Annotated in this window: 18 protein-coding genes and 1 riboswitch; of the genes, 7 read left to right on the forward strand and 11 right to left on the reverse strand. The window is 47.5% G+C overall.

From position 1 onward, the window contains the following. Positions 1 to 26 precede the first annotated feature (26 nt). From NV381_RS35895 to aroA, 3 genes are all read right to left on the reverse strand, one after another. Complete coding sequence (locus NV381_RS35895) at positions 27 to 3,086, reverse strand: stalk domain-containing protein (protein ID WP_258218071.1); 3,060 nt, start codon at positions 3,084 to 3,086, stop codon at positions 27 to 29. A gap of 203 nt (positions 3,087 to 3,289) precedes the next feature. Continuing rightward, positions 3,290 to 4,945 carry an extracellular solute-binding protein gene (locus NV381_RS35900; protein WP_258218072.1) on the reverse strand — a complete coding sequence of 552 codons (1,656 nt, stop codon included), beginning with the start codon at positions 4,943 to 4,945 and terminating at the stop codon, positions 3,290 to 3,292. Between the two features lie 361 nt (positions 4,946 to 5,306). Beyond that, entirely contained in the window at positions 5,307 to 6,656 is a 1,350-nt protein-coding gene (gene aroA / locus NV381_RS35905) for a 3-phosphoshikimate 1-carboxyvinyltransferase (RefSeq protein ID WP_258218073.1), read from the reverse strand. A gap of 181 nt (positions 6,657 to 6,837) precedes the next feature. Here aroA and NV381_RS35910 point away from each other — a divergent pair, with 181 nt between their 5' ends. Both NV381_RS35910 and NV381_RS35915 read left to right on the forward strand, forming a co-directional pair. Beyond that, complete coding sequence (locus NV381_RS35910) at positions 6,838 to 7,758, forward strand: LysR family transcriptional regulator (protein WP_258218074.1); 921 nt, start codon at positions 6,838 to 6,840, stop codon at positions 7,756 to 7,758. An 84-nt stretch (positions 7,759 to 7,842) separates the two neighbouring features. After that, positions 7,843 to 7,927, forward strand: a riboswitch (cyclic di-GMP riboswitch). A 103-nt stretch (positions 7,928 to 8,030) separates the two neighbouring features. Next, positions 8,031 to 9,791: a diguanylate cyclase gene (locus tag NV381_RS35915; protein WP_258218075.1), complete on the forward strand. Its 1,761-nt coding sequence runs from the start codon at positions 8,031 to 8,033 to the stop codon at positions 9,789 to 9,791. A gap of 27 nt (positions 9,792 to 9,818) precedes the next feature. On the opposite strand, the gene NV381_RS35920 is transcribed toward NV381_RS35915, so the two are convergent. Continuing rightward, a complete protein-coding gene (locus NV381_RS35920) occupies positions 9,819 to 10,700 on the reverse strand; it encodes an AraC family transcriptional regulator (RefSeq protein ID WP_258218076.1) in 882 nt (293 codons plus the stop codon). Positions 10,701 to 10,969: 269 nt separating this feature from the next. Here NV381_RS35920 and NV381_RS35925 point away from each other — a divergent pair, with 269 nt between their 5' ends. Beyond that, on the forward strand, positions 10,970 to 11,260 hold the full coding sequence (locus NV381_RS35925; protein ID WP_258218077.1) for a hypothetical protein: 291 nt from the start codon (positions 10,970 to 10,972) through the stop codon (positions 11,258 to 11,260). Further along, positions 11,253 to 12,041: a phytanoyl-CoA dioxygenase family protein gene (locus NV381_RS35930; RefSeq protein ID WP_258218078.1), complete on the forward strand. Its 789-nt coding sequence runs from the start codon at positions 11,253 to 11,255 to the stop codon at positions 12,039 to 12,041. The genes NV381_RS35925 and NV381_RS35930 overlap by 8 nt, the downstream gene beginning before the upstream one ends. Positions 12,042 to 12,498: 457 nt before the next feature. Here NV381_RS35930 and NV381_RS35935 read toward each other — a convergent pair whose 3' ends face one another. The 4 genes from NV381_RS35935 to NV381_RS35950 all read right to left on the reverse strand — a co-directional run bounded on the left by NV381_RS35935 (position 12,499) and on the right by NV381_RS35950 (position 15,331). Further along, positions 12,499 to 12,900 (reverse strand): nucleoside 2-deoxyribosyltransferase, encoded by a 402-nt coding sequence (locus tag NV381_RS35935; protein ID WP_258218079.1) that lies wholly within the window; start codon positions 12,898 to 12,900, stop codon positions 12,499 to 12,501. Between the two features lie 55 nt (positions 12,901 to 12,955). Next, a complete protein-coding gene (locus NV381_RS35940; RefSeq protein ID WP_258218080.1) occupies positions 12,956 to 14,092 on the reverse strand; it encodes a hypothetical protein in 1,137 nt (378 codons plus the stop codon). 301 nt (positions 14,093 to 14,393) lie between these two features. Beyond that, the gene (locus tag NV381_RS35945; RefSeq protein ID WP_258218081.1) at positions 14,394 to 14,630 is read right to left on the reverse strand and encodes a DUF3977 family protein; all 237 of its coding nucleotides are present in this window, start codon (positions 14,628 to 14,630) and stop codon (positions 14,394 to 14,396) included. A 296-nt stretch (positions 14,631 to 14,926) separates the two neighbouring features. Continuing rightward, positions 14,927 to 15,331, reverse strand: coding sequence for a DUF2500 domain-containing protein (locus NV381_RS35950; RefSeq protein ID WP_258218082.1), 405 nt, complete (start codon positions 15,329 to 15,331; stop codon positions 14,927 to 14,929). Between the two features lie 235 nt (positions 15,332 to 15,566). On the opposite strand from NV381_RS35950, the gene NV381_RS35955 reads away from it, so the two are divergent. Next, positions 15,567 to 16,916, forward strand: a complete 1,350-nt coding sequence (locus NV381_RS35955; protein WP_258218083.1) for a multi antimicrobial extrusion protein MatE — start codon at positions 15,567 to 15,569, stop codon at positions 16,914 to 16,916. Positions 16,917 to 17,750: 834 nt separating this feature from the next. Here the strand turns inward: NV381_RS35955 and NV381_RS35960 are convergent. The 3 genes from NV381_RS35960 to NV381_RS35970 all read right to left on the reverse strand — a co-directional run bounded on the left by NV381_RS35960 (position 17,751) and on the right by NV381_RS35970 (position 21,319). Beyond that, complete coding sequence (locus tag NV381_RS35960; protein ID WP_258218084.1) at positions 17,751 to 19,142, reverse strand: ABC transporter substrate-binding protein; 1,392 nt, start codon at positions 19,140 to 19,142, stop codon at positions 17,751 to 17,753. 81 nt (positions 19,143 to 19,223) lie between these two features. Then, positions 19,224 to 20,777: an ABC transporter substrate-binding protein gene (locus NV381_RS35965; RefSeq protein ID WP_258218085.1), complete on the reverse strand. Its 1,554-nt coding sequence runs from the start codon at positions 20,775 to 20,777 to the stop codon at positions 19,224 to 19,226. Beyond that, positions 20,774 to 21,319, reverse strand: coding sequence for an RNA polymerase sigma factor (locus tag NV381_RS35970; protein ID WP_258218086.1), 546 nt, complete (start codon positions 21,317 to 21,319; stop codon positions 20,774 to 20,776). Before NV381_RS35970 ends, NV381_RS35965 begins: the two co-directional genes overlap by 4 nt. 287 nt (positions 21,320 to 21,606) lie before the next feature. Here NV381_RS35970 and NV381_RS35975 point away from each other — a divergent pair, with 287 nt between their 5' ends. Both NV381_RS35975 and NV381_RS35980 read left to right on the forward strand, forming a co-directional pair. Further along, positions 21,607 to 21,744: a hypothetical protein gene (locus NV381_RS35975; protein WP_258218087.1), complete on the forward strand. Its 138-nt coding sequence runs from the start codon at positions 21,607 to 21,609 to the stop codon at positions 21,742 to 21,744. 15 nt (positions 21,745 to 21,759) lie between these two features. Beyond that, positions 21,760 to 23,814: a peptidoglycan D,D-transpeptidase FtsI family protein gene (locus tag NV381_RS35980; RefSeq protein ID WP_258218088.1), complete on the forward strand. Its 2,055-nt coding sequence runs from the start codon at positions 21,760 to 21,762 to the stop codon at positions 23,812 to 23,814. Positions 23,815 to 24,326: the final 512 nt, after the last annotated feature.

A 24,326-nucleotide genomic window follows, 5' to 3' on the forward strand; every position in this document is an offset into this window, starting at 1 on the left:
TGCCTTGCCCCGATTATCCACGCTTCTTAGTCGTCCCAATTGGCGCGATAACCATTTTTGAACAGGCCTGTGTATTCCAGCTTGCCATCGCCATCGAACAGCTTGCCTTGTCCTTCAGGCTTACCTTCCTTCAGCTCTCCTTCATAAATACCACCATCGGCTTGATAGAACTTCCCTGTCCCCTTCAAGATCCGGTTTACCTGCACTACACTGCCGCTAGCATCGGTGAAAGCTCCCTTTTCCCCAAAATCACCATAATCGAATATCCCCGCATACACGATGCCGTCGCTATAATATAAAGTGCCTTTGCCATGGAAGCTGCTCTCTTCAAACTCTCCTTCATAAAGCAAACGCCCTTTGTTTGTATATTGGCGCCCCTGCCCAGACCATTCCCCGTAATCAAAAGAACCCTCATAAATAACTTGGCCTTCCTTATTCAATTCCTTGCCTTGCTGAATATATCCGTCTTTATAAGTGCCCTCGTAATATTTGACACCTTCCGAATCATAAGACATCCCTTGACCGTGAGGTTTTCCTTGTTCAAATTGACCCCGATAAGAGAGACTGCCGCTCGCCCGATACAATTCTCCCTTTCCTTGCATAGTGCCTTTATCAAACTCACCCTTATAAATCGAACCGTCCGCTTTGCGGTACATCCCCTCGCCCTGTCCCTGACCGTTCTCAAGCTTCCCGCCTGATGCACTTTGGAAAGCGCCGATGATCCCGAATTCATTCTCTTTAAACTCGCCTTCGTAACTGTCACCGTTGTAATAAACGAGCTTGCCCTTGCCGTGATGCTTGCGATTCTGAAAACCTCCTGTATAGAAGGGAACCCCCTCACGATATTGAGTTCCTTTGCCCTCCCAGGTGCCGTCGGCATATTCGCCTTCGTATGTCAGCTTGCCTTTCCAATCATACTCTTTGCCACTTCCGCTTCGCTTGCCATCCTTATAGCTTCCTTCATATCTTAATTTGCCGTCCTTGCCATATTCTTTGCCTGGACCGTTACGCTTGTCATTCCGGTACTCCCCGTCAAACTCAAGCTCACCTTTGAGCGTATACATTTGCGTGTGTCCGTTCAATTCGTTATGTTCAAAGGTTCCTGTTGTTTTCCCTTCGCGCGGCGAGTAATAGGAGCCCTTACCATGAAGATCGCCATTGACAAGCTCCCCTTCATACCAATCCCCATTTGTATAAAAATGTACTCCCGTTCCATTATTCATGTTGACTAGCTCTTTCCCGGAGGAATCCGTAAACTTTCCTTCATGAAAGCTCTCATCCTGGAAGTTCCCCACATATTTGGCCCCGTTGGAGTAGTACATGATCCCTTCATGAAAGCTGTTTTTGCTAAATTTCCCCTCGTACCATAAATAGGATTCCCCAATGTAATACTTGCCTTCAATGATCTCCTGATCATTGATCTTGCCCTCGAATCGGACTCCATCCGTATAGTGAAGCGTTCCGTAACCTCTCTTAATGTTTCTAACAAAGTCACCGGAGTACGAGCTCCCGTCGTCATAATAGATGGTCCCTTTTCCATGAAGGCTGTCGTCCACGAAATCGCCGACATATACGAGCCTTCCTTTGGCATTATACAATTTCCCCGGGCCGTTCAGCTTTCCTTTGACAAAGAAGCCTTCCAAACGTTCGCCTGAGACGTATACAAGCTTTCCTTGACCGTCCAGCAAGCCGTTCTTGAACTCGCCTTCCATCTGGAGCTTGCCGTTTGCCTCGTATTGCTTCCCATAGCCGTCAATTTGTCCTTGATCCCATTGGCCCTCGTAAAAAACATCCCCGTTTGGATAGTAGCTAGTCCCTTGTCCCTGCTGCTTGCCTTCCGCTAAACCACCGCTATAAGCCAAAAAATGGGCCTTATCATCGTACAGCTTCCCTTGGCCGTTCGCTGTTTTGGTTGCGATTTGCACTGAAGCGTTGGCCTCATTCCAATGTACTTCTTTACCGGATGCCTCCCCAATAAAGCGCAATGGAACAAAGGTGACACCGTTAATTATCCGGGGTTCTTCCGACAGCACCGTACTCTCGCCATTGACGAGCGCCGCTTTTTGCCCGATGGTTAACTTAATATCCGCCTGTTTACTTCGGCCCGATACCTCTTGTGTAGCTTCATTCCAATTAACTGTAAGCCCGAGCTTTTCAAAAATCTTTCGAAAAGGAACCAATACCGAGCCATTCACATTGACGGGCGGCTCTTCAAAGCTCAGCTTCTCATCATCAATAAATACAGGGATCACAACTGATATGTCGGGAAATAATTCTTTATCAAACTCGACCTTCACACCACGTTCAAGCAGCCCTCGTATAACTTCCTTCGCCTCTTGCTGCAGCGGGTTTCCTTTTAAATTCACCTCCTGCAAATGTGTCAGAGCGGATAGCGGCTTAATATCCTGAATCTTATTGCCGTTTAGTCCAAGCTTGCGAAGCTCCTTAAGATTCGATAGCACAGATAGGTCGCTTAAGCCTGTATTTGATAGATACAAATTTCTAAGACCGGTGATTTTACTAATTTCCTGCATATCCGCTATAGCGTTATACGATAAATCCAGAAAAACCAATTGCTGAAGCGCGGAAATACCCGCAATACTTTTGACTTCGGTTTGGTTCAGAAAAAGATCCTGCAGCGAAGTTAAGCTCCATAAAGGAGCAGCATCGGATACAGGGTTTCTGCTTATAAATAAAGTTCTTAACCGGTTCAAGCTTTTTAAAGCCCGAACATCCTTAATTTCATTTTTGGATAAATCCAGCATAATTAACTGATTCAGACTGCTGAGCGGATATACATCGGAGATCTGGTTATTGGAAAGCACCAGCCGATTGAGCTTCTTAGCGAATTGAAGACCCGCCAAATTTTTGATGCTATAGCCCTTGGACGCATTCAACGAATTAATAGGAGCCAAATCGTCTATCGTAAGCTCCCCTTGCTGCTTCTTCAATTGATCCCGAAGTGCTCTCTCCATCTCAGTGTCGGGAATCAGTGTGTTCGTGTCCGCCCAAGCCGAACCCGGCTGGATTAGCAGAGTGACCATCAGAGCCAGTATCAGCAGCTTGAATAAATGTGTACGCATCATTGTACGAAGTCCCCTTCATCATAAAATAGCTAAACCCTTGGCTGCAATGGCTCAAGTCCTATTCAATTTAACCACAATCTTCCATATTAATAAATACTTTTGCAAGCCGTTTCAAGAAAGACAATAAAATTTATATTTCTGCCGCCAAACAAAAAAAAGCCCGCTCAGCGCCTGCTGTTACGAGCTTTCATCTTTCATGTGAATTAACGGGTGGTCAGGTCCCATTGATTAACCTCATCTGTTATTTGGTTTCCGCCTTGTTCAGACCACTGCCCCAAAAATACGTCAAATGAATCGATAGACGCCTTGCCGTACACGATCTTTAAGAAGGTTTCCTTCTCCAATTTCTTCAGCAGCGGCCATCTTGAAGCCATGGATGGTGTGTTTGGACCTACAAACTCGTTCTTCTGTGAATAAGCCGCCTGAATATCGCCGACGATTCGTCCTTCCAGAAATAAGCGGGATGTAGTAGCAGCCAATTTCTTTTCATACGGAGAATGAATGCGCCCCTGGAATACGCGTTGTTCTATACTATCCCCGCTAATAACCATGGGAGGTGCGCTGCCCGGTCCAAACAGCAAAAAATTGGATATCGTACTGCCTGACCCGGGAAAATCATAGATGGCTTGGCCATCTTTAATAATATAGTCGTATCCTTCAGCGTAACCATTAACAAAATCCGACTCGGGATCCTCGATCAATGAGCCGTACACCTGATCCCAATAAGCAAATACAGCGTCCATGTGGGAAAAGTCCTTACGGAAAAAATAACTCCCGTATGACAGCCGCGAGCCGAGTCTGCCGATTTTACCATCCGGTCCCGCAGGGTAAGGAATTGGCTTAAACACACCCGGACCGAGCGGGCTTTCACTTAGAGGCCATCCCCCCATCCAGCCGGGACCTGAAATAATTCCCGCGGCTCCTGATGTGAATACGGCGGCGGCTTGCTGCTCATCGTGGGTACCGAAGTCCGGATCCAAATAACCTTTTTCATACCAATCGGCTAGTCGGGCAAGCGCCGGCTTTACTCCCGGCTGAATAGAACCGTAAGCAAGCTTGCCGTCCTTCATCCGGTTCCACTGATCGGGCTGATCCCCATAGGCCCCAAATAAGAAGCTGACATTTCCCATCCAATTGTTCAACGAATTTTTCCCTGCAAGAGCCAATCCAATCGTATCCTTTTTGCCATTTCCGTCAGGGTCTCCGTTGATGAATGCATCCATAACCGTTTCCAGTTCATCCAGGGTAGTGGGCGGCAGCAAATGCAGCTTATCCAACCAATCTTGACGTATCCACAGAATCGGATCTCCTACCTTGCCATCGGATATTTGCGGCAGCCCCCAAGCTTTACCTTGTAAAGAGACGGTTTTCCACACATCCTTGTTTTTTTCATAAGCCTCTTTGACCCGCTTGGGAGCATAGGCCTCAAAGGCTTCTTCGACATTCATAATTTGACCCGAATCGACCAGATCGCCCAACAGCTCGGGAATATCGTGATTAGTAAGAAACAACACATCAGGCAGCTCGTCTCCACCTGACAGGGCGAGTTTGATCTTGGTAGCAAGCGCCGCGTTCTGGTCGGTTACAATCCATTTGTTCTTTTGAATAATACCTAACCTGTCCTTAGCCCATCGCGTTATCGGGTTATTCTCCGTTGTATCGTTATATTTCAGCTTATCGTAATCCCGCAATGCTTTTGCTGTTGTAATAACAACCGGCGGATTAAATTTAACGGCTTTCTGAGCTTTCGATTCGACCGAAACCGCTTGTGGAACCGGCTCGCTCTGGCAGCCCGGCAGCGTAGCTATTGCCAAGCTAATAAGTAGTTTGGTTTTAATAAACTTATGCTTATGCAGCATGGAGGCATAATCTCCTCTCTTGGCAATTTACAGAGGAATCCGAATCCTCAGCAGCGTCCCTGCCGGGTCCAGCCGTCCGTATCCTATCCCTTCTTATTAAGCTTATAGGAGAGCAGCAGGAAATACAATTACTATGAGATGTTTGATTTACCACAAATTATAAGAAAAGCTTCTGATCGATGCCCTTTCGAGGAAGAGACATTCGTGTCTTAGTTGTAGCTTTTCTTGCAATATCAGACTTCTTCAGCTCCGCTGAAAACTTATAAAGGCTGATATTATAGAAAAAGGGAATAGGACTAAATCTCCTACTCCCTGCCTGGCCTGCCCGCCCAAGATGGCGCTATAATTTAAAATAAGCCTCTCAAATTATGACCTGCAGCCCCAGCTTCCGCATATCCTCGAAATAAGACGGGCAGGTTTTGGACACACAGCCTGGATCTCGCAGACGTAAGCCCCCTACCCGAGAGCCGATCAATGCGAGTGACATCGCCATCCGGTGATCATCGTAAGTATCCAGCGCCTCGCCAGCAGCAGGCATCCCCGGATGAACGGTCAGGCCGTCGCGGCGTTCCTCCACTTGAATGCCAAGACGCGTCAAGGAGTCGCACATAGCGCTGATCCGGTCACACTCATGAGTGCGGATATGCTCCACATCCGTTATCGTAATTGGCGCGTCGGCGAATGGGGCAAGTGCCGCAAGGGTTAGCGTCTGGTCCGACATTTCCCTCATGCTGATGGTGAAGCCACCTTGCAGCATTTCTGGCCCCCAGAGCTCAATCCCTTCAGCATCGCTGTTCACCTTGCATCCCATCCGCTCAAACACCTTGAGCATGCCGAAGTCAGGCTGGAGTGTGGCTGCGGTCAGATTTGTAATCCGTATATGGCCGCCGGTCAGAGCCGCATAGGCCAGAAAATAGCAGCTGGTGGAAGCATCCGCCTCCAGTTGAACATTCTGGCCCTGATACCTCTCGGGCTCGATGATAAAATGATCATAAGCCTCGTTATGCTCCACTACAACACCGTAACGCTTCATGAGCTCTATAGTCATTCCTACATAAGCATGCTGCACCATTTTATCGGCTACCCTTATTTCGGTCCTTTGCTTGGCATAAGGGCTCGCAATAAGCAGACCGCTTAGAAACTGGCTCGAAACCGCCCCCGATACCGTCACTTTTCCTCCGGCAAGCCCCCTCGCCTCAATGCGAATCGGCAATTGCCCAATGTCTGCTGTATACCGAATATCCGCACCCATTGTATTTAATGCCTTGATCAGAGGCCGGACAGGCCGCTCACTCAAGCGCCTATTTCCTTCCAGCAGCCAACTGCCCCTGCTGCCGGCTGCCAGCGCACCTGGCAGAAACCGCGCGATAGTGCCCGCCGCTCCGATATACAAGCTGCCTGCCGGATTAGGCCATTCCCCACCGGTTCCTTCTATCGATACCGTATTCCCCTCTACTTGCAAGCTAACGCCAAGCTGTTGCAGAGCATTCAGACACCAATAGGAGTCATCGCTGCGCAAAATATCCCCAAGAATCGAAGAGCCCTCTGCCAAAGCAGAAATAAGAATGGCACGGTTCGTGTAGCTCTTACTTCCAGGTACTGCAATTGCTCCGTCAGGTGGCTTCGTTGGCGGGTGAATTTCTACCTCCTCCCTGTCGTAAAGCGCCGCCCATGGCGAGCGAGAATTTCGTTCCGGTTCTACCCTTCCCATTTTTTGAACACCTCTTCCAAAAGCCTCTGTCAAGCTGCCTACTGCTTGTTCACAGAGCTTCCCAATAGTTGAGCCCGCTGTCCTGACTTGCATGCTTCGAGCTGTTAGCTTTATTATAGGGAATAGTTAGACATATAAATAATTGAACTATTTTATATAATCCATAGAGAGGATCTATGTCATGAGTGCAATGGATCAGTACAAAGTGTTTTATTACACGGTGAAATGCGGGAGTATTACTAGAGCCGCGCAGGAGCTCTATATAACGCAGCCGAGCGCCAGCTATGCTATTAAGCAATTGGAGGAGCAGCTGGGAGTTCGTCTGCTAGTGCGCAAGCCCAAGGGAGTGGAAATGACGGAGGAAGGCAAGGTGCTGTACCATTTTGTAGAGCAGGCCTATGGATTGATTCTAGCCGGAGAGCGTAAGATCAGCGAGATGAAGTCTGTTTTAAGCGGGACGATCCGTCTAGGAGCCAGCGACTCGTTGTGCAAGTATTATCTCCTCCCTTTTCTCGCCGAGTTTCACAAGAAGGCACCGGAAGTACGCATCTGTCTGTCTCATGGAAAAACCGAGGATATTCTAAAACGGTTAGGCGACGGAGCTATCGATTGCGGCATCGTCCACCTACCTGTAGATGACCGGATTCAGGTGCAAGCAACCAAAACGATACAGGACTGCTTTGTTGCAGGTCCAGAGTATGCCCGTTTAGCTGATTCCCCCTTAACTCTCAAAGAATTGGTCAGAAACCCGTTCGTCATGCTTTCGGCTCACAGCCGTTCACGCACCTTTTTCCACGCCTTCCTTCACACCTACGGCATCGATGTAATGCCCGACATTGAGCTCGGATCGGTGGATCTGCTTATTGAATTCGTCCGTAAAGGGATGGGCGTCTCCATGCTTCCAAGGGATTTTGTGAAAGAAGATCTCGAGGCAGGCACGCTCTTTGAGATTAAAGTGATCGAACCGATACCATCCCGTTCTATAGGGGTTGTCACCTTGCCTGACGGCACCTTGCCCTTCACTTCTTTGTTTTTTGTTAAGGAGCTAACAGCACATTTGAAGCCTGCTGAAGGCCCGGAGTCAATTGAACTACAGATTTAAGTCTAAAGTCCTAAATTTATCTTAATGTAAAAAGGATATTCAACTCCCCTGTCAAATACTATCCATTACAAAATATACATCTTCCGATGTCAAAGGCAAACCTGCTCGAAAGGGAGGGACGCAAAGCCACGGGCCTAAGGTTATATACTACGGCAGCCGAGTTCCCAACGAAGGTTCTTAAAATCTACCTTTGGTAGATTTTTTTGTTTTTTACGGCATCGAAAATGTATAAAAGTGGGACATATGCAGTTTGAATGGGAGAAACTATGATGATGACATACACCAAACTTCAGACAAAAATAACGATTATGCTTGTGATTATTTTGACTGTCTCCATTGGATTAAACAATGTCATTGGCACCTATCTGTTTCAAAAAAAATATTTCGAAGTGCTTGAGGAGCAAATTCTAGTCATAGGGCAAAGTCTGAAAAGTCAATTGGACCGCATTCATTCGCTCGGAATCACAGATAGGGATCTGGTTGGATTCGATGAGCAGTCCAAAGAAATACTTTGGAAATACAAAGAGATATCCATAATCTATGTAGTGAACACCGATGGCCGGGTGCTTTTCAAGAGTAAAAATCAAGAAACCAGCAGCGCTGTCTTGGATGTCCCTGAGCTGTTGGACGCTGTTAAATCGAGCAGGGAAGGCATCGTTTCCTATACTTACCAAGACAATCCCTACTTAGGCGCAGTCATCCCGTTCCTTGACAATAATGAAACCTCCTACGAGGGCTCCGTTGTGGTTGTCGTGGAAAGCAACAAAATCAATCACAAGCTGTCTTCCCTTTATAAATACCCAACGCTTCTCTCCTTGCTGTTTTTTGTCCTGTCCTTCTTCCTTATCATGCTAGCCTTGTCCAGTTGGGTCACAAACCCTCTCAAAAGTATGGTTCAGCATATGAATGAAGCCGCCGCCGGGAATTTACGCAGCTATGCGAATACAACTGCACGGGATGAGATAGGCCAGTTAGGCCGTGTCTTTAATCGGATGTTGAAGCAAATCTCCGGGCTGCTGATGCAAACAGCACAAACCGTCGAGCTGGAAGGCCGATACAACGCGGAGTTTAAACAAAGGCAAGACGGGGAGAAGCTGCGGCATGCGCTTTCTTCAGTCAGCTCGACATTGGATGAGGGGGAGGTTAACGAGCGAATTCTCGCTTCCTTAAGGGAGCTGGTTCCTTACACCAGTGCTGCATTATGGATTCAGCATTACGATACGCTGACAGCCATGATAACGCGGTATGATGAATCTTCCAGCGGTTACAAAGACATTGAATACGCGGAAAGCCAAGCTAACGAAATGTTCAACCTGCTTCAGCAGGAAGAGCAGCCGATTGTGAAGGAAATGAACCGGGTCAGCTTCCTTCACTTGCCTATCTTGATTGAAAGCAAGGTTCGAGGAATGATCATTGCACAGAACCACAGCCCCTATATTCAAAGCGAGGTGGGGCTGGCCTTCACCTACACCAGCCAAGTAGGCAGCTATATTCAGAACGCTCAGCTATATCGTCAAATGCAGCGGCTAGCTGCAACGGACGTATTGACCGGGATTCATAATCGGCGGCATTTCTTCGAGCAAGCCGTCCGCATTTTTCAGCAGTCTGTCGATACGTTCAGTCATCTTGGCGTTATCATGTTCGATGTTGACCACTTCAAAGGGGTCAATGACCAGTACGGGCATCCTGTCGGCGACCTGGTGCTGGCGTCTGTTGCCGGACGCGTCAGCACCTACCTGCTGCATGACGAATCACAAACCTTCTGCCGTTACGGCGGTGAAGAGTTCGTTCTCTTGATCAACAACACCTCTAACGAATCGGTTCAAGCGTTGGCAGAACAAATTCGCAGAGGGATAAGCGACTTGAGCTTCCCTACAAGCCACGGAGATTTGCAGGTGACCGCGAGCCTTGGTATCGCCTATCGGAATGAGCAAGCCGAAACGCTGGAGAAGCTGCTGAAATACGCGGACAATGCGCTGTATAAGGCCAAAGCAAGCGGGCGCAATTGTGTAGCTGTAGCTGATGAGTGCTAAAGCTTAAAGGCGCATAGTTCTAAGACTCTAAACTATCGACCCTGAAGGCTCATCGTCATCTTCTGCCATCGTTGTTTTCCCAGACGCCTTGCGGTATTCGGACGGGGACATCCCGGTCTGCTTTCGGAATAACCGCGAGAAATAATACAGCTCCATCCCAATGCCTTCAGCAATATTGGAGATCGACAATTCAGTGGTGGCAAGCAGGCGGCGGGCTTTCTCCAGCCGCTTCTTGTTTACGTACATGATCGGGGACAAGCCCATCATCGATTTAAAGTAGTTCATGAAATAATTCGGGTGAAAATGCACCAGCTTCGCCAGCTCATCGATAGACATCGCTTCAGCCAAATGGCTCTCGATGTAAGAGAGCACGCTATTGATTTTGGAATTAGTTGTCGTTGCAGTCAAATGGAGCTCTTCTTTGGAGGAATGCTCGATATATTCGGAAATCATCTCAAAGAGAATCGATTTAATGCGTAGAGGAGCGGACACCGCATTGCTGTTATGCAGCTCGATCAATTCTTGAAATTGACGCTCCAGCTTCTGCTCGTCGCTTACTTCAATCCAATGCGGCAGCTCCAGCATCTGAAACAGGTTGATATCCCCCATCGTAGCCGAGAAATGACACCAAAATTTCCCCAATGTATTATCCTCGTTTACAGGCGAGTACGAAAGCTTCATTCCCGCTGGCAGCAAATAAAGCTGACCCTTGCGCGGGCTGTAGTCTTTACCTCGAATATGAATCCACCCTTCACCCTCACGGATAAAATAAAACCGGTTCACATCCGTCATCATGTTCGTAGCACGCCAATTTTGCGCAGTTTTCGTATAATGTGCTGTTTGCAGCGTTATTTGTGTATTTTCTAAATAGCTGCGAATCAGCTGAAGCTGCAGCCTATCCTGATCCATGTTATCCATCCCTTTGGGCTTTAAAATCACAGAACCCTATTTATTCTAGTGTTCCAACCGACATAAGTACTTATCAGCCGATAACACCTTAGCATTGTGCAAATGTTTGCTATTATCATACATCCTCACAGTCGCATTTGCATACTACAATATGTACATAAGGCATTGGTTTTCTCACAAAAACCAAGCCAATTTCGCTAAAGTCAATAAAGACAATGCTTACGATACTGGTTTCGCTAAAGCGAAACCCTTAGGAGGAAAACAGAACCATGAGCGTAACCCGTCAAAAAATTTTAGTTCTGCACCTGGCAGATCCAGACCTCGAATCCCGCACCGTTGCTTGGGCGCTGTACGACAGCACCATTCCGAAGGGGCAGCTTCAAATGAACACCGGTGATTCCAACGAGCCGCTGTACGCTTCTGTGCTGGATGCGATGCGTGATGGCTGGAATGTCATTCAGCTTCCGTCTATGCCGATTTTTTTAAGCGGATACGAGCATGAACAAGGACATTTGCCTTATGAATATGTTTTGGAAAAGAAGGTGACTATCCATGAGTAGCGTTGATAAGAAGCATCTATTAACGTCCAAGCAGATGGCTGAATTTGCCGTAAACGGGTTTCTGAAGCTTGATGAGATCGTACCGCAAGAGCTGAATGAAGCGGCTTATAAAGAGCAGCGTGAATTTCAAGGCAACGGCTCCACCTATTGGAATGAATCAAGCATTATCCGCGAAATTTTTGAGCTGCCGCAGGTTAAAGGCGCAATCCAAAGCTTTGTCGGTCAATACCCGATCTACGACCACTCATTTATGCATATTGTGCGGGCCAAGCACTTGAAGGGTCAATTTTACCACGCTGATTCCGTTATTGACACCCGGCCGTTTGGCTTTGATATTCAAGCGTTCTATTTCTCCCATGATGCACCGGATGAAATGGGCCCTACCCTGGTCCTTCCGGGCTCGCATCTGCGCAAGGTGAGCAACGGCAGCATAGCCCGCTACAAAAATATCGTCGGCCAAAAGCGGATGGTATCCAAAGCCGGTTCCATTGGCTTCCTTCATCATGGCATTTGGCATTGCGCGCAGCCGAATCACACAGATGATACACGCTATGTGTTCAAGCTGCGTCTTCGCCCCGGCCAAGAGCAGCGCAGCTTGTTTAACACCGATGACTACAACAGTCCGGAAGTACGCGATGTATTCAAAAAAGCGTACCATCCATGGTGCGGGGATGAGGCACGCGTTAATCAGATCCAAACAGCCAAGTTCTGGCGTTATTTATGCGGTGACGACAAAGTGGACACTTCATTCGAAGGCGTACTCACTCGGATGGGACAATAGTGGCCGATGAAAGTGCATGCCTTTGAAAAATAAGCTGCCTACGATTCAAACCTGCCCCGAGTAAACCAGAAAAACCACAACAAACCAGAAAAACCATTTAAAACAACAAAAACCAGTCAAAACAAGAAAAACCAGTCAAAACACGGAAACAATGTGTTAGACTGGTTTTTGTTTATGGTCCTCTCAACATCTAACTGGAAAAGCTCCCGCTAATCTGCCCATTTCTTCGCGTCGGGTCGAAGTAACTGGAATTCCCGGCGCTAATTTAACACTTTTCCCCACTTGAGGGTATTTTGGACTAAAATAGAGGTACTTTTTCCAGCAAAATGCTTCATTATGATCCTGAAGACAGAATTAGCGGGATGTTTTCCAGCTAGTGATGCCTGCCTAATAGGGATCGGCTTTTGTACTGCCTCACTGGCGCAACACGTTGAGGTTTAATGCCCCCACCACCAGCTTAGTTTGCTTCAATTTGACCTCTTGACGCTATAAGATCAACTAACTCCTCTATGGTTCCAAAGCAGGGTTCAACTTCAGGCAAATGATAAAACGTGCTGGTTGTTTCCAAATTAGTTACTTCCTCATTCGGAGAATGCAGATAGATTGGTTTGCCTTGCCCCAGTGCAATACCTAATTCGATATGGCTCCCTTTTCCTGCCGGCAGCAGAACTACAATAAAGTCAGCTTCAATTACAGCATTTTTCTCCTTGTGGCCTATTTCTCTTAACTGCTCGATGGTTGATGCTTTTCCAAGTTGTGTCCAATCATAGGTATGGATAAACCCTTTACTTATAAGTCTCTCACTAACATACTTAACCGAGTCTATATTCTTAAAGCTCGATGCAACATAAAATTTCATCTGTTCCTCCGCTGAAAGCATGATTCGAGAACTGGATCCACTGTGCTTTATTCAATTAAACCAATCGTGCCTCTATTGCACTACGGAATTTATGAGCATACTCCAGAGGCTCGTGATCGAAGCCGCCGAGCTCATAGCCGATCTGGCGAATCCATAACGCCTGCGTCCCCGCATTCATATCGCCCTCTACACGGCCGAGACCAATCGGCACCGCTACCGGCATGTACGGATAGAACTCGCCTTCCTTGACCTGAGCCACATTGGGAGCCGGCGGAGAATGCTTCAGCTCCCGTGAGAAGCCGCCGTCGGAACGAAGAAGCTTCTTCATGTTGGCGACGGAGATGCGCATAATTTCGGCATATTCGTCCGCAGGCACCTTCAACTCCTCGCGGAATGCTTCCAGCAAATCGAGGGGATTGCGAATCCAACACATATCAATCGCTTCCTCCGTCCTCAAGCACAACTGAATCGTACGAAAGATGCGGTCAAGATGAGGTACCGGCACCCCGAAACGCTTATAGAACATATTAAGTTTAAAGGTCCCTGAGATGCGGATATACAGATTGCCCCCGCCCCACAGCCCTGTTTCCGGGTCCTGCATGGATGCGAAATAAGCGGCAGCCGCTTCCACGTAACTGTGCCGATCTTGTTCATTCAGCGACGCTACATGGTGATTCGGCGCGCACATGAGGTCGCAGCCTCTCCAACTGTTGCGCAGATCGACGCTTTTCAGCCATTCCACGTAGGCATCGGGTGATTGCATGAACGCAGGTGGCTCCTGCTTTTTATGAGGCAATGTATAGAGCGGCTGTCCGCCGAGCTTCTGTAAAGAACGTGTGCTGTAACCAAGCGCACGCCCCACCATCACTTCATCCTTGCGCATATTGTCATCGGCATCGTAAAAGTACCCCGAATCCGCATCCTGCTTATTTTGAAAAAAAGCGATCAGTCCTTGTCGCACGCGCTCAGGCAGCTCGTTCAGAAGCCCCGATCTCTCAATAATATTCACAGCTTGCGCGGTCGATTCAATATCCGGTATGAAATTGACCATGTCATAGGAGCTTCGTGCGTAATAGAACCCACCCGTTGCAGGATCATATTGCCCTGCCAGCCATTCGTAGAAGAATACGAACAGCGCATCGAGCTCACCTAGTTGTTCTTGGATTTCTTCCTTCGCGGTATTCGTATTCATTACTCGACTCTCCTCCTCCAAATTGGTTTGAACTTAAATAGTTGAGCTTACAAAGAAAACATTGTACTAATGTCTTCTTTTCCTTGCCTCTAATTCCTTCTTGAGCGCATTTTCAACAGATTCAGCAAGAATATCAAATCTCTCTGCGATAGTGTATTTGATGGTCTCGCCACAAGAACAATCTTTGAGTTGCAGCTCAATAAGCTTAGAGCATTTAGGACACCTGATCATTATGTATACACGCCTTTCGGACTTAGTAGTTATAGGTTATATCGACCGATATTAGTTGTGTATGAATAGTTTAGTAGCTTGTTATGCCAAATATTAATTTATAAGCATTACGACCTTTCCTTTGCCTTTTCAGCCCCTCTCTTAAATCCAGAATAAATACGCTTTTACGCACCCAAATTCTGAAGTACATCGAATGCAGCTTTACCGGGCGTACAATGCCTTTTCCCTCTATTTCAGTACCATCTGCAAATTCCGTTTCTGTTCTTATAAACCATTTATTTCCCAATCCAATTTCAATGTACTTCAAAATAAATCTCTCCCATTTTCAGTACCCTTCCTTTCGAAACGAGCAGCAAAACCCCGCGACACCCAGCGCGTCGGTGCCGCGTTGGATGAAGACGATCGACCAAAGCAAACCCAAGCAACGCTCCTTATTATTGTCCGCCGCTTGGAGTTCGACCGACTGACATACAATGCCGCAACTCCTTATTATTGCCCGCCGCTTGGGGTCGACCGACTGCCATGCAATGCCGCAGCTCGCGCCCGGATTTGCGCGCGTTGGAAATGTCCTGAGCTCATGATTTGGTGTTGCATGGCGGTCAGTTACACCCGTTCCCGCTCAAAAGCGACGATCCAATCGCCCTGAACAGCGGCATATCCCTCGTCCCCTTCAACAACTAGACCGAATAAGCTTTTCACATCGAGGTATTCCTTCCGCTCTCCATTATCGAATTCCAGTGTAATATAGTAATACGTCCTGGAGGAGTTCACAGGATGCATCCCACCGTTACTATTGCTGTGATGGCTTGTATGGTTGCGAACCTCCATCCGCTTGGCGACTACCCTCGCAAACACAGATTGTCGCGGCGCCTTCGCATTTTTGAAATAACGTGCGCCGTTGGTGATGATGCCGACAATGACGATCACAAACCCAATTACAATCAATATTGGAACAATAGTAAACATCACTTCAAAGCCTCCGCCCATGGACGGTCCGGTGTTAAACATATAACGTTCACCTCAATCTCTACAGTATGGTTGCCTATATAGACGTGTGAACCAAGAGCTTTGTTTCCGAGCGTCTGAGAAAAAGTGGTTGATAACTGTCATCGAGCAACTGAAGTTGATTCCAATCATTTGCAAAAACCATTTCATTCATTTTTACAATTAAGGTGGTTTTTCCTCAGGATTAACCTTACAATGAATGTAACCTTATATTGTTAGCGGGAAGGATCTTTAGAACATGTCCGACAACGATCAAATCCGAATCCCTTTTAGACAGCTGCTTTCCTTTTTTATTCCACTTGGTTTTTCGGCAAGCCTTACGGCCCTTTCCCATGTCATAATCAACAGCACGTTAGCCCGTGCCCCGAATCCCGAGTTGGTCATTGCGAGCTATGCACTTCCAATGAGCATTATGTACATAACCGAAAGACCGGCTCTTTTGCTCAGGCAAACCTGCTCGGTTCTTGTCAGGGACCATCAATCATTCAAATCCATGGTTCTCGTTACCTTATATGTGCTTGGTTCCATCTTTCTACTGGATTTGCTGATCGGCTATTCCCCTTTGGGCACATTCGTGTTCACCCATTTGTTCGGCGCCAGTGCAGAGATGACCGATTCCATGAAGCAAGTTTACAGGGTAGCCATGCTAGTAACTATTTTTTCCGGCATCCGCTGCGTCTTTCACGGTATTATTATTTCAAATTTACGGACCAAATGGCTGACGTTCGGTATGATTTTCCGTCTGGCCGGGATGTATTTGCTGTCGCTTTATTTCATTAAGACCGAAGGTGTTACAAGCGGTGTCGTGGGTGCTATTATTTTTTTGACCGGTATGATCATTGAGTCTATTGTCAGCTTCATCGAAGGGCGCATTCTTCTGAAAAACGTCATTCCGAAAAAAGTCCCGAACCATCCGGTAGAGCGTCCCAAGCATATTTTCAAATTTTACAGACCGCTGCTCTACTCAGCTTTTATTGCTGTAATTATAGAGCCTTCCATTAATGTGTACCTTGGCAAAACATCGGGAATCCAGCTCTCCGTAGCCGCATTTGCGGTCGCAGCCAGCTTGACGGAGCTCGTTCATAGCTTTTTCTCCTACATTCATCAAATTGTCCTCAACTTTTACCAAAAAGACAAGGACGCGGTCAAACGGTTCGTTGCTGTGCTCTCATTATTTCCAAGTATATGTATGGCTATATTAGCCTACAGCCCCGTCGGTCCTTGGTTTATGCAGCATATCATGGGATTGAATGACCGCTTGATGCCTGAAGTTCTGTCAACATTGCGTGTATTTATGATTATTACGCTTGTGTACCCTTGGCTGGATTTCTGCAACGGAATGCTAATGCTGCGAAACCAAACCAAGGTTTTCGTATATTCGCAAGCAACCAATGTTTGTACAGTATTGTTGACTCTCATTATATCCGTTGCTTTTTTCCCGGATTGGAACGGCAAGATCGGGGCGCTGGCCCAGTCGCTTGGTGCAGCAGCAGAGGTATCGGTATTGCTGTTTGTACTAGCCAAAGCCTCAAAATGGGATAATCGTTTGACGCGCCTGCCAAAGACAACAAGAAAAGAAACCATCTAGTCTACACTGGTACCTATAGAGGCTGACCCAAAAGTCATTTCTGGATTTTTGAACCCTCTCTCTGATAGGAATTTCCCTACTTGCTTCCACTGGGACAACCGAACTAATTGACAGTATCCTCGACAAAAAGACGCTCCCATCCCCACTTACATAGTGATTATGGGGGCGTCTTTGTACATAGTTTGGGGCCGACTCATTTACTGGCTGCCTTTTGGGACAGCCCTGTGGGTACTTTTTTATATGTAACAGCCGTGGGAATTTCATCGTGTCAAAAGAGAATCTATACTGAAACAGACCGAATGCATTTATCAACGAAACGAATAGATACATGGTCTGAATTTGCAACTCGACCCATTCGATTCGAAACCATTGCCTCCCCCAAAAACCTGCATCCATACATCCTTTTGGCCGGTTTATCGTAATATTCTTAAATTCCCGCAAATGTGCAGCCTTTTTTCATGCTTAGCTGAATCTGACCGTATTCGATGAAAATTACTGTACTTTCTACAGTTTTTTCTCTGAAATTCATACATCTCTAAAAAAATAACTGCAGGTTTGCAGGAATTTGATGCGGAGTAATGATCGGGGGAGGGCACAGCTCTGGTTTGAGGTTGGCTTTTTAATATATTTGAAAAAAAGCAGCCTTTTTCAGTGCCCTAGTTCAATACAGGAATAATCTTATGACAGCTGCCTGAATCTTTTAGTGTCCTTGACAAAGGGTCCAGAACTAATCAGGAATCGTTGTTTCAACGCTCCTTTTTGTCACCCAAAACAAACATCAACCCGGAGCTCCTCGCCGCAGCATGGTTTCTCCGGGTCCTTCCCCAGGTTCGTTCACTTTCCTGCCGCCGCTATCGCCCAAGCCTCATCCAACGCCAGCTGGCCCTGCTCCTGCAGCTGCTGCAAGCCTTTATCGACGCTGACCTCGCCTTTCATCATAGCCGACACTTGCTGCAAGGAAACCTTTCTGTAAGCTTCGCCGAAACTGCGAGGAATGCTTTCATTGTAGCTGGCTTGAGTAGTTTCGTCATATGATATTTGGTAAAAAGGCTCCAGGCTATGCCCGTCCATTTCCTTGGCGAACGCCTTGCGAACCGGCAGCTCGACTGATGTTTTGGCTTCAATCCTGGCAGCCTCCGCACTATTAAAAAATTTGACAACTTCCCAAGCATTCGTTACATTTTCCGCTTGCGCATTAATACTGAATATGGGATACAGGTAAAAGTTGGGACTGCGCTTGTGGTTTGGATCTGCCGAAGGTGTACTTGTCATAGACCATGCAAAGGTGGCCCCCCGCTGCTTCAAGCCGGATATTTGCCCGATGTTGGAAATCGTCATGGCCGAGCGTCCTGCACTGAATAAGTCCTCTGCTTCTACATCTTCCTTGTCATAGCGGGTTTTATCCTCAGGGGAATAGGTCCATTGCAGCATTCCGCTTTTGTACCCCTCAATGACCATCGTATAAATGCGTTTCCATGCCTCTGTGTTAATCAATAGCTTCTTGCCTTCCGCATCCACCAGGCTAAGCCCTTGGGTTTGCCCGATATAGTCGGCAAAATCTTGAGGAGACTTCATATAGCCCATATGAAAACCGTAGATTCGCTCCGCTTTACTGCCATCCGCAGGGAATCGCGCCGCCAAACGGAACATGTCCTCCCAGGTCATTCGATCCGTAGGATAAGGAATTTGATAGCGGTCGAACAAATCCTTATTATAAAACATGACCGAGCTCGAAAAGGACGGGGCCAACCCGTAAAGCTTGCCCTGACCTTTGATCTTCAAATAATCGACCGCAGCAGGAAGTAAATTTTCGATGTCAAAATGATCCTTCGCTACCAATGGAGATAAATCGTATAATCTTCCCGTTGAAGCGAGCTTATCGTAATCGAAGCTGTTGGTGAACAGCAAGTCAGGCCTCTGCTCATCAACCAGCTTCATGTACTCCTTCAACGGATCCTTCCCTTGTCCATATATATCCTGAGTAGGTATAATCTGCACCTCAAGCTCTGGGAATTTAGCTATAAAATAATCAGCGTACATATGCTGGAATGAGTCCTCGCTGCCGAAGGCTATCTTCAGCACTCCTTTGGGCGAGGATGCCTGCTGCGGCTTCTGATCGCAGCCGCTGCTGAGCATTACAGCTGCCGTCAACACGGCTGCACTGACGTATTTCCATCTTGTGAGGGTCAGGCCTGTTCCCCCTCTTTCATTTTCTCTATGCTCCATAGCTCAGATCTCCCTTGCTCTTTTCTCCCTTGCTCTTTTCTCCCTTGCTCTCCTCTTGCCTGCCTGACCTCAAGCCAGTAGTCAGTTGCTGCTGCTCAGCAAGGCACTGTACAGAGCCTGCTGAGCCTCATCCTGCAGCTGCTTCAGCATTTCATCCAGCTTCATACGGCCTTCTATGACAGCTTTAGCCTGCTGAGCCGCTACTGGCGAGTAAGCCTCCTTGAACTTGCCCAGAATCCGCGGATGGATAGATGACTCCGCATTTGTCTCCGGCGGCTTCATACTGTAAAACGGTGCATAATTGTGCCCATCATTCGGTTTTATCGACTGAAACCGTGTCGACAAGCCTCCTCCTCCCAGCGTCCGACTGAGCTTCCGGGCCATTTCCTCACTGTTGATCAGCTTAACCATCTCCCAAGCTGCACGCTGCTGATCGGACTGCGCATTTACCGCATATACGGGCCCAGGAGTAATGGAAGCCGATTCATCCGGGCGCGCCGGATTTACAGGCTCACTCACTATGTCCCAGTTGAAGGATGGCATTTTATACTGTGTTTTTGCCATTTCCAAATCTTTGCTTAATGAATATCCACCCAGAGCTATCGCGGCTGTGCCGGATATAAACGGATTTCTTTTATACACCTCATCCATCATCATGTTTCCTTGAGGTCTCGGTTGAGGCTGATACATATATCCCTTTGCATAGCCATCGATTGCGAGGCTCCACGCCTTTTTCCAGGCATCGGTATTTAATGTCGCTTGATCACCCTTGGCGTTAATCATGCTAAGGCCATTGGTCTTGGCAATCAGCTCGGCCAGTCCCGAAGCCTCGCTATAATAGTAAGGCATAAGCCCATACACACGATCGCTGCCTGTACCGCCGGTAGGGAAACGCGCCGCCAGTTGAAGCAGAGACTCCCAGCTCATGCCGTTCACCGGATAAGGAACCCCGTACTTGTCGAACAAATCCTTATTGTAATAGATTGCGTTCATGTCGTACTCCGGGGTCAATCCGTACAGCTTGCCGTCTCCGAGCTTGCGCAGCATATCCGTTACGCCAGGATTTTGATTCTGAAGATCATAGTTATCCTGCTTCATGACCGCGTCAAGCGGGTACAGCCGACCTTCCTTGGCTAACTCGCCATACAAAAACGTTGGCAAATACAGTACATCCGGTTTTTCCTTTTCCATCATCTCAAGCACCATTGCCTTGTTGGTTCGGTCATTCCACCCATTGTCACCTACCGGAATAACCTTAATCTCAATATTCGGGTAGCGGATGGTATAGGCTTTGCCGTATCGCGTCATAAATGTATTCTCATGGAAATAAGCTACTTTGAGCGTCGTTTCTTTCACTTTATCAATAGGCTCCAAGGCTATTGGGGTCACAGGCTTTGAAAGTTGACCCAACCATACGCTCAACTGCTCCTTTTCACTAAGGCCAAACACAAGCAGCAGCATGCAAAAGGCCAATGCTGGACCTACCCGCAGCCAGGTTCGATTTCTCGGACGTTCCCTCACTTCAACACGCTCCTTAATTTTTCGCATTAACTGTTTGGAAAAGCCTCCCTCGCCCGGTCGGATCGGGGTGCCGGCAAGCTGCTTCTCCCATTGCTCAGGTTCCATTCGCTTCATAGCGTCCTCCCCTCCTTGTCCAATAATTTGGACACCTTTACTCTAGCCCGGTGCAGTCTCGATTTGATCGTACCCTCAGAGAGCGAGAGCAGCCGCGCAATTTCGATATACGACAGCTGATGATGGGCATGCAGCAGCAGCACCTCGCGCAGCTTACGCGGCAGTGCGAGAACTACCAGCCATACCTCCTCGCTGACCAGTTGGCTCATGACCTCCGTCTCCGCTGAAGGCGTGCTTTCCTCGCGTACCGGTTGACCGAAAGGGATAACTCTGCGAAACCAGGCAGAACGCCAGTGATCTCTAACCAGATTGCGCGTAATGGTTAGCAGCCACGTTTTCACAGAAGCTTCTCCTCGAAAGGAGTACAGCCGTTCATATACTTTTATAAATACATCCTGCGTTATATCGTCTGCCAATTCCGAGCGCCGGGTTAGAAAAAACGCGTAGTTCCACACATCCTCGCCGTATGCGAGCATCAGCTCCTCCAAGACAGCATTTTTGTCCATCCCCTCGGAGATTGATTTCAAGTATTCAAAAGCCACCCTTCACTCACCTCTTAACCAATTGGACGACAGTGCCAGGAAAAGGTTCCCTAAATACCCACTTTTTTTGCGAAATGCAGGAAAAATCTGCAACCTTCGATCCTGCTCAATCGTCACTTTAGTGTCAACCATCTCAAGTCTGCAAAATTTATTTACTCCGATAATCATTTGTGTCATAAACCTTTCACCACTTAGGCCGTTCCCATGGTAAACTAAACATATACGAGCTCACATAAGCCTAAAATCATCTACATAAGGATTTATTACATAAGGAGTGAGAACTCATCATGGCCGTTCAATTTAAAAATGGCTCTACGCGTAAGCGGAGGGATTGGCGCCGAATTACGGTGTTCATTCTTTGCGGCCTTCTTACGGGTATTTTATTCTGGATTTTTGTTCTATGGTCGTCTTTAAAAACCGGATAGCTGGGGTGGCAAACAATGAGAAACCGTTTTTTTCAGTTCACAGAGGATCAATCGGAGAAAAAAGAAATCCGAAAACGCAGACATTTCTCAATCCGGTTAAATGTGTTCTTTTTTGCTACTTTTTTAATGTTTACGGTACTTATTGTTCGTCTGGCTATCCTGCAGTTCGTAGAAGGCCCCAGACTGAGTCTCGAAGCATCCAAGGGCTCTATCAGCGACAGCCCCATCGCTCCGATCCGCGGCTCTATTTATGACCGCACAGGTTATGCTATTGCCCAATCGCGAGCTATGCAATCTCTCTATTACCGTGTTGAGGGTGGTACGACCAATCGAGATCAAATTATCCAAATGGCCAGAACGCTTGAGGATATTTTTGCCCGTTACGGCAAGCCAACAGCCAAGCAGCTATCCGCAGCTGATATATTGAAGCTCATGGATGTCGGCTTCGATATGGATAAAATGAAGACTAAGGAGCCGAGCTATTATTCCGTCCCGCGAAGAGTTAAGGCTGATCTTTCCAGAGAAGAGATCGCTTATTTGCTGGAGCATAGAGATCTGCTGAAGGGCATCGAAGTATTCGAGGACAGTATCCGCTATTATGATTCACAGACGATTGCAAGCCAGCTGGTCGGCTATATGAAACGGTTCAGCGCGGCCCGGAATCCCGTCTCAGGGCTCGATTTCTATAAAGGAAAAACCGATGAATATTTGGATGTGGAGGATGTCGGCTTCGATGGACTAGAGCTGATGTATCAAGAAGAGCTTCGGGGTAAAAAGGGCATCAAATCCTACCCCCTTAACGCTGCGCAAAAAATCATCGGTCCTGCTACCATCACCCCGCCGGAGAAAGGCCACAACCTTTATCTGACTTTGGATAAAAATGTGCAGCTGGCGACAGAGCAAGCCATAGTCGATCATCTGGCATTTCTTCGCAACCGCAGCTTGGCCGGCGAGTTCGGCTATGCGCCTAATGCCCGCTCAGGCTATGCCGTGGCGATGGAGGTCAAGACAGGCAAAGTAGTTGCCATGGCCAGTATGCCGGATTACGATACTAACAAATGGACCGGCGGTATGAGCAACGAAGAATACAATCAGATTATTCCGTTCGTCAATAATGGGACGATTACGACCTCTTATCCCGATTTTCCTACGGACAAGGAAAGAGCCAAGCATCCTTCCTCCATCGTCTATATGGGTTCGACTATTAAACCGCTGACGATACTGATCGGTTTAATGGAAGGGGTTCTTTCAACCGGCAGCACGTATAGCGACAACGGATCATTTACATTCGGCCGGGGCAATGGAGCTACTATCTCCAACTCAGATGGTCACGCATATGGGCTGCTCAATCCAACGACTGCGATACAAAATTCATCCAACACGTACATGTCCGCTATGGTCGGCATTCCTCTCTGGAACAAGTATGGCGGGGAGAAATCGAAGGTTCTCGATGTTTGGGCAGAGCATTTGGCTGAATTCGGACTTGGTGTCAAAACAGGCAGCAAGCTACCTAATGAATACGAAGGCTCTAATGAATTTATAAAAAATGCCAAGACCAGCAGTATGCAGTCCGCTATGGTTTACGCTTCATGGGGACAAAACGAGAAATATACGACCCTGCAGCTTGCTCAGTTTTCTGCCACACTTGCTAGCCGGGGCAAACGGATGATGCCTCAGTTCGTTGAGAAAATTACCAAATCGAACGGAGAGCTGGTTAGCGGGTATGAGCCTCAAATGCTAAATGAGGTTAATTATCCAAAGGAATATTGGGAGACCGTCATTCGCGGAATGAAGAGTGGAGCGGAAGGGATCGACACCCTCCCATTCCCTGTTGCCCGCAAGACAGGTACATCGACGCAGGATGTATCGGGTGGACGGGTAGATAACGCCGTGTTCGTCTCCTTCGCCCCGGTTGATAATCCGGTGCTTGCTGTAGCTGTTGTCGTCCCCGAGGGCCGCTTCGGCCGCTACGGCGCCTCTCCGATTGCAGCCAAAATCTATCAGGCCTACGATCAATATGTCGGCGGACTAAGCAATCCCGTCGTTAGCGTCGGCACCAAGAAGCCGTAGGCTGCTTTCATAGCGCCAACGTACGAAGGGTCTGCCCCTCAAAAGTAGCTTTAGCTACTAGGGGGCAGACCCTTTTGTATGTTGCTTAGTTGATGGCGCGAGAACCGCTGTTCGAAGGCTGCTTTTAGCGTGCTTTTAGCGTGCTTTTAGCGTGCTTTTAGCGTGCTTTTAGCGTGCTTTTAGCGTGCTTTTAGCGTGCTTTTAGCGTGCTTTTAGCGTGCTTTTAGCGTGCTTTTAGCGTGCTTTTAGCGTGCTTTTATGGCGACTTTCATTCCACAGGAGGCTAGGATTTTCAGGCGACTGCCGTAAGAAACAACGACAATAGATGGAAATCCTCCCGTTAATCCAGCCTGGATATCGTTTGAAATCAATCTAACTGGAAAAATGGATCTCTGTCAAGAAAGTAGACACTCAAATAAGAGATATCACACAACCTTTTTGTAATACATGGCCTCGTATTGATCCGGTGAAACATAGCCCAAAGAACCATGAATTCTCTTACGGTTGTAAAA

The organism is Paenibacillus radicis (ex Xue et al. 2023), from assembly GCF_024722015.1.
Lineage (GTDB): Bacteria > Bacillota > Bacilli > Paenibacillales > NBRC-103111 > Paenibacillus_S.

Bases quoted from the DNA above. Each gene is read 5' to 3' on its own strand.
- NV381_RS35895 (WP_258218071.1), bottom strand. From the start codon at position 3,086: ATGATGCGTACACATTTATTCAAGCTGCTGATACTGGCTCTGATGGTC.
- NV381_RS35900 (WP_258218072.1), bottom strand. From the start codon at position 4,945: ATGCTGCATAAGCATAAGTTTATTAAAACCAAACTACTTATTAGCTTG.
- aroA (WP_258218073.1), bottom strand. From the start codon at position 6,656: ATGGGAAGGGTAGAACCGGAACGAAATTCTCGCTCGCCATGGGCGGCG.
- NV381_RS35910 (WP_258218074.1), top strand. From the start codon at position 6,838: ATGAGTGCAATGGATCAGTACAAAGTGTTTTATTACACGGTGAAATGC.
- NV381_RS35915 (WP_258218075.1), top strand. From the start codon at position 8,031: ATGACATACACCAAACTTCAGACAAAAATAACGATTATGCTTGTGATT.
- NV381_RS35920 (WP_258218076.1), bottom strand. From the start codon at position 10,700: ATGGATCAGGATAGGCTGCAGCTTCAGCTGATTCGCAGCTATTTAGAA.
- NV381_RS35925 (WP_258218077.1), top strand. From the start codon at position 10,970: ATGAGCGTAACCCGTCAAAAAATTTTAGTTCTGCACCTGGCAGATCCA.
- NV381_RS35930 (WP_258218078.1), top strand. From the start codon at position 11,253: ATGAGTAGCGTTGATAAGAAGCATCTATTAACGTCCAAGCAGATGGCT.
- NV381_RS35935 (WP_258218079.1), bottom strand. From the start codon at position 12,900: ATGAAATTTTATGTTGCATCGAGCTTTAAGAATATAGACTCGGTTAAG.
- NV381_RS35940 (WP_258218080.1), bottom strand. From the start codon at position 14,092: ATGAATACGAATACCGCGAAGGAAGAAATCCAAGAACAACTAGGTGAG.
- NV381_RS35950 (WP_258218082.1), bottom strand. From the start codon at position 15,331: ATGTTTAACACCGGACCGTCCATGGGCGGAGGCTTTGAAGTGATGTTT.
- NV381_RS35955 (WP_258218083.1), top strand. From the start codon at position 15,567: ATGTCCGACAACGATCAAATCCGAATCCCTTTTAGACAGCTGCTTTCC.
- NV381_RS35960 (WP_258218084.1), bottom strand. From the start codon at position 19,142: ATGGAGCATAGAGAAAATGAAAGAGGGGGAACAGGCCTGACCCTCACA.
- NV381_RS35965 (WP_258218085.1), bottom strand. From the start codon at position 20,777: ATGAAGCGAATGGAACCTGAGCAATGGGAGAAGCAGCTTGCCGGCACC.
- NV381_RS35975 (WP_258218087.1), top strand. From the start codon at position 21,607: ATGGCCGTTCAATTTAAAAATGGCTCTACGCGTAAGCGGAGGGATTGG.
- NV381_RS35980 (WP_258218088.1), top strand. From the start codon at position 21,760: ATGAGAAACCGTTTTTTTCAGTTCACAGAGGATCAATCGGAGAAAAAA.